5 protein-coding genes are annotated in these 4,157 nt (G+C 66.7%); 4 read left to right on the top strand and 1 reads right to left on the bottom strand.

Annotated elements, in window-relative coordinates:
* Positions 1 to 47: 47 nt before the first annotated feature.
* The gene (locus EUA98_RS19325) at positions 48 to 368 is read right to left on the bottom strand and encodes an STAS domain-containing protein (RefSeq protein WP_130104309.1); all 321 of its coding nucleotides are present in this window, start codon (positions 366 to 368) and stop codon (positions 48 to 50) included.
* A 466-nt stretch (positions 369 to 834) separates the two neighbouring features.
* Here EUA98_RS19325 and EUA98_RS19320 point away from each other — a divergent pair, with 466 nt between their 5' ends.
* The 4 genes from EUA98_RS19320 (at position 835) to EUA98_RS19305 (ending at position 4,079) form a co-directional block, all read left to right on the top strand.
* Positions 835 to 1,104 carry a GlsB/YeaQ/YmgE family stress response membrane protein gene (locus tag EUA98_RS19320; RefSeq protein ID WP_130104308.1) on the top strand — a complete coding sequence of 90 codons (270 nt, stop codon included), beginning with the start codon at positions 835 to 837 and terminating at the stop codon, positions 1,102 to 1,104.
* A gap of 46 nt (positions 1,105 to 1,150) precedes the next feature.
* Positions 1,151 to 2,149: an aromatic acid exporter family protein gene (locus EUA98_RS19315; RefSeq protein ID WP_165372926.1), complete on the top strand. Its 999-nt coding sequence runs from the start codon at positions 1,151 to 1,153 to the stop codon at positions 2,147 to 2,149.
* 114 nt (positions 2,150 to 2,263) lie between these two features.
* Entirely contained in the window at positions 2,264 to 3,064 is an 801-nt protein-coding gene (locus EUA98_RS19310; protein ID WP_255424332.1) for a serine/threonine-protein kinase, read from the top strand.
* 31 nt (positions 3,065 to 3,095) lie between these two features.
* The gene (locus EUA98_RS19305) at positions 3,096 to 4,079 is read left to right on the top strand and encodes an IS481 family transposase (RefSeq protein ID WP_130104305.1); all 984 of its coding nucleotides are present in this window, start codon (positions 3,096 to 3,098) and stop codon (positions 4,077 to 4,079) included.
* Positions 4,080 to 4,157: the final 78 nt, after the last annotated feature.

Genomic DNA, 4,157 nt, shown 5'->3' with positions numbered 1-4,157 from the left:
CCAACACTCTCACCCGATTCGGCATGTCCCAGAGCATAGCGAACACATCAGAAACTTATGTGACACGCCACTAGGAGGCCCAGCACCTCAGAGACCGCCGGCGGGGGGTTGCGCAGCATCACGCACAGGCCTTCTTCTTTGCCGATGGTGCAGCACTGGACCACGAATGCGATTCCGACTGAGTCGACGGAGCGAACATCTGTAAGGTCCAGGATAAGTGGTAGCCCCCGGTCCAGGGCGATCGCTAACGCTTCGCCAGCCTGAGACCGAAGTTCGCTGTCCACGTCTCCTCCCAGCACTGCGACCGTCGAACCAACCCCCTCGATGACGGAAATTCGACTCTCGCCCACCCCAGCGATGCTGTTCATCGTGCCTCCCTGACCGGATCTGCTGTGCTGGTTCCCCTTGGTTAGACGCCGTCGCGCGCGTTCCGTCACGGTCCACGACTGGTGATGAATGTCACAGACCGCCGCCGACGATCCTCTTGAGCCCGCAAAGGGTGCTCCGGTCGACCGAGGAACCCCAGGTCCTGGCTATCCCGGCGCTGTTGCGACCTGGTGAGAGGTGTGACCCACATCACACCTGCGAGACCGTGACGATTCCGTGGGATCCGCGTCTAACTCTGTGTACGGGACGACCTTTGCGACGAGGAGTTCCACGACGGTGGATCCACGATGGCTAGCGTGCCGCCCGGAGTGCAGATTGTCGTCTCGTGGTCGGCCCGCTCTAATGCCTTGACGGACGATCAACAAATTCGTGAGTGCTCCTTGTTCGCGAAACTACGCCTACTCGATGGCCGAGCCCGGCCCTCATTTTCTCGCGAGAGGGACTCACGTGACCGTTTCAGGATTCATCACCGCCATTGTCATCGGCGCCATCATCGGAGCGCTCGGGCGCTTGTTCGCACCCGGAAAGCAGAACATCTCCATCCTTGTCACGATCCTCATCGGGATCGTTGCGGCGCTCCTGGGGACGGTCCTGGCGAACGCGGTCTCGTCTGCGGACACCGCCGGGATCGACTGGATCGAGCTGTTGTTCCAGGTCGTGCTCGCGGTCATCGGCGTCACGCTGGCCGCCCGGACGCTCGGTGGTCGTCGTCGCTGAGTCTCTGACGCAAGTGCCCGGCGGCCTGGGCCGCCGGGCACTGGTCGTGAGTGGCACCGTGCGGGACGCGCGCGTGCAGCTTGCCCTCAAAGGTGCGTTCGCGGCGGCGGTGGCGTGGTTCGTGGCCGCCCGGCTCCTGCCCGACGACGTTGCGACGTATGCCTACTACGCCCCGCTGGGTGCGGTCATCGCTATCCATCCGACCGTTCATCGGTCGATGACGGAGGCCGGTCGCAACGTGGCGGGCATTGTCCTGGGTGCGTCCATCGCGCTGTTGACCGAGGCCGTGCTCGGGGTCTCTGTCCTGACAGTCGCGCTGGTGGTTGCCGTAGGAATCCTCGCCGCTGGAATGCGGTGGCTGGGATCTCAGGGGGCGTGGGTCCCGACAGCCGCATTGCTCACGCTCGTGGTCGGCAGCTCCAACCAGCAGAACTACGTGCTCGCGTACTCGGGCCTGACGCTGATGGGTGCGGTTCTCGCTGTCGGGGTGAACCTGCTCCTGCCGGCGCTCCCGCTGCAGCGGTCCGCGCGTTCCCTCGCGGACTTGCGCGACACCCTTGCGAGTGAGCTCGACGCCCTCGGTGACTCCTACTGCCCGCCAGCAGACTCGACGTCGCGCACCGAACGATCGAGCCATCGGCACCTGGACCACCTGCTGGGAGAGATGCGCTGCGCCGTGCGCGAGTCAGGCGAGGCGGCGGACGCGAATCGGCGTGCGCGGAATCAGCGCGAGACGCTGCGAGGCCTGCACCGCCAGGCGCAGGCCCTGGAGCAGCTCGGGTTCCTCGTCCAGGATCTCGGCCTGCTCCTGGACGACCACGACGCCGTCGGGGGATCACTCGGATCGGCCCCGCAGGTCCGGCTCCCTGCCGCGCAGGCGTTGCGCGCCCTCGCGTCCGCGGTGCGTGCGGTGACCGGGGGTAGGTCCGACGCGGACCTCACCGCCCGGGCTGTCGACGCCGTCGACCACCTTGCCGCCACGCTTCGGGCCCACCCGCCCGACGCCGTCTCGCATCCCGACCTGTTGGTCACCGGCACTTGGTGACCACCCTTCGACGGTCGCTCACGGTCATCCGCCGCGGCGACGAGGACGACCAGCACCACGCGTGACCCGCTGTCCCTGAACTCACCAGCGCACGATCTAGAAAGCGGAAAGCACGTGTCGAAAGCGGCAGCAGGCACTGTCTTGGGTGGGCGGTATCGCCTGGGTGAGCGGATCGGGCGTGGGGCGATGGGAACCGTCCATCGAGCGCGAGACGAGTCCCTGGGGAGGGACGTCGCGGTCAAGATCTTGGCCACCCCGACCGCGAACGCCGGTGACCTGCGCACGGGTGACGACGAGGTTCGGCTCCTCACCCACCTGAGCCACCACAGTCTCGTGACCCTCCTCGATGCCGGCACCGACCTGTTGGTCCCGGATCGCCCGCTGATCTACCTGGTCATGGAACTGATCAACGGACCCGACCTGCGAAGCCGGCTCTCCAGCGGGGCGATGACTTCCCGCGAGGTAGGGCACGTCGGCGTCGACCTCGCTGAAGGCCTCGACTACGTCCACGATCGCGGCGTGATTCACCGCGACGTCAAACCCGCGAACATCATGCTGTTCGACTACTCCAACGACACCGACCGGGTGCGGGCCAAGCTCACCGACTTCGGCATCGCGATGATGATGGAGTCCCCCCTACTCGGTGACCGTGACGGGAGTTTCGCCGGGACTGCGGCCTACGTGAGCCCGGAGCAGGCCAAAGGGGAGCAGCTCGGACCACCGAGCGACATCTACTCTCTCGGTCTCGTTCTGCTCGAGTGCCTGACGGGGATCGTGGCCTATCCGGGGCCACCCCTGCAGAGCGCGCTCGCGCGACTGATGCACCGCCCCGACCTCCCCGTGGGACTAGCTGTACTGACCAAGACCGTTGTTGACATGACGAGAGACCTCCGGGTCGAGTGTGGAGCTGTCTAAGGCATTCACTCTCGGAACTCGGAGGTCTCTCGTGTCTCACGCTAATGCCCGGTTGACGCCGGCGGGCAGGTTGGTTCTGGTCGAGCGGATCAAGGTGGGTCGCCCGGTCGCGCACGTCGCGTCCGAGATGGGCCTGTCGCGCACGACGGCCTGGCGGTGGTGGGGCCGCTACCAAGCTGACGGTCGGGCTGGGTTGGTGGACCGGTCCAGCATCGCCCGCACCCACCCGGCGCGGACCGCGCCCTGTGTGGAGACCCGGATCCGGATCGCCCGGATGTTCTCCCAGCGCGGACCGGTCTGGATCGGGCACCACCTGGGTGTGCCGGCCTCGACGGTCGGGCGGGTCCTGGCCCGCCACCAGGTCCCTCTGCTGCGCGAGTGCGACCCGGTGACCGGGCAGGTCATCCGCGCCTCCCGCCGCTCCGCGGTCCGCTACGAGCACCCCTACCCGGGGTCGCTGATCCACATCGACGTCAAGAAGCTCGGCCGCATCCCGGACGGCGGCGGGTGGCGCGGCGACCCCACCCAGAGCGCTGGCAACCACACCACCAGCCACCTCAAGGTCGGCTACGACTACGTCCACACCGCGATCGACGACCACTCCCGGCTCGCCTACGCCGAGATCCACCCCGACGAGAAGGGCACGACCTGCGCCGGGTTCCTGACCCGCGCGGCCGGTTTCTACGCCGCCCACGACATCACCGTGGAGCGCGTGCTCAGCGACAACGCCAAGAACTACCGCATCTCACGCGACTTCCGCGCCGCGGCAGCCCTGCTCGGCATCGTCCAGAAGTTCATCCGCCCACACTGCCCCTGGACGAACGGCAAGGTCGAGCGCCTCAACCGCACCCTGGCCACCGAATGGGCCTACTCGCAGGTCTTCACCTCGAACACCCAACGCGCCAACCTCTTGCCCACCTGGCTCGAGCACTACAACCTGGAACGACCACACCTCGGCATCGGCGGCCAACGCCCCATCGACCGCATCAACAACGCTGCGGGTCAGTACAACTAGATGTTGTGGCTCATGAGGTTGGTGACGCGGGGGTCGTGAGACGAGGACGGGTCCCCGTCGGCAGGATGTGAAGTGCGA

It is taken from the genome of Pengzhenrongella frigida (assembly GCF_004168625.1).
GTDB classification, from domain to species: domain Bacteria; phylum Actinomycetota; class Actinomycetes; order Actinomycetales; family Cellulomonadaceae; genus Pengzhenrongella; species Pengzhenrongella frigida.
Note: the sequence above shows the minus strand (reverse complement) of the source record. Positions and strands in the feature narration are given on the sequence as shown.

What these genes read in the sequence shown, in the direction of transcription:
- EUA98_RS19325 (WP_130104309.1), bottom strand. Translation starts at nt 368, where the DNA reads ATGAACAGCATCGCTGGGGTGGGCGAGAGTCGAATTTCCGTCATCGAG.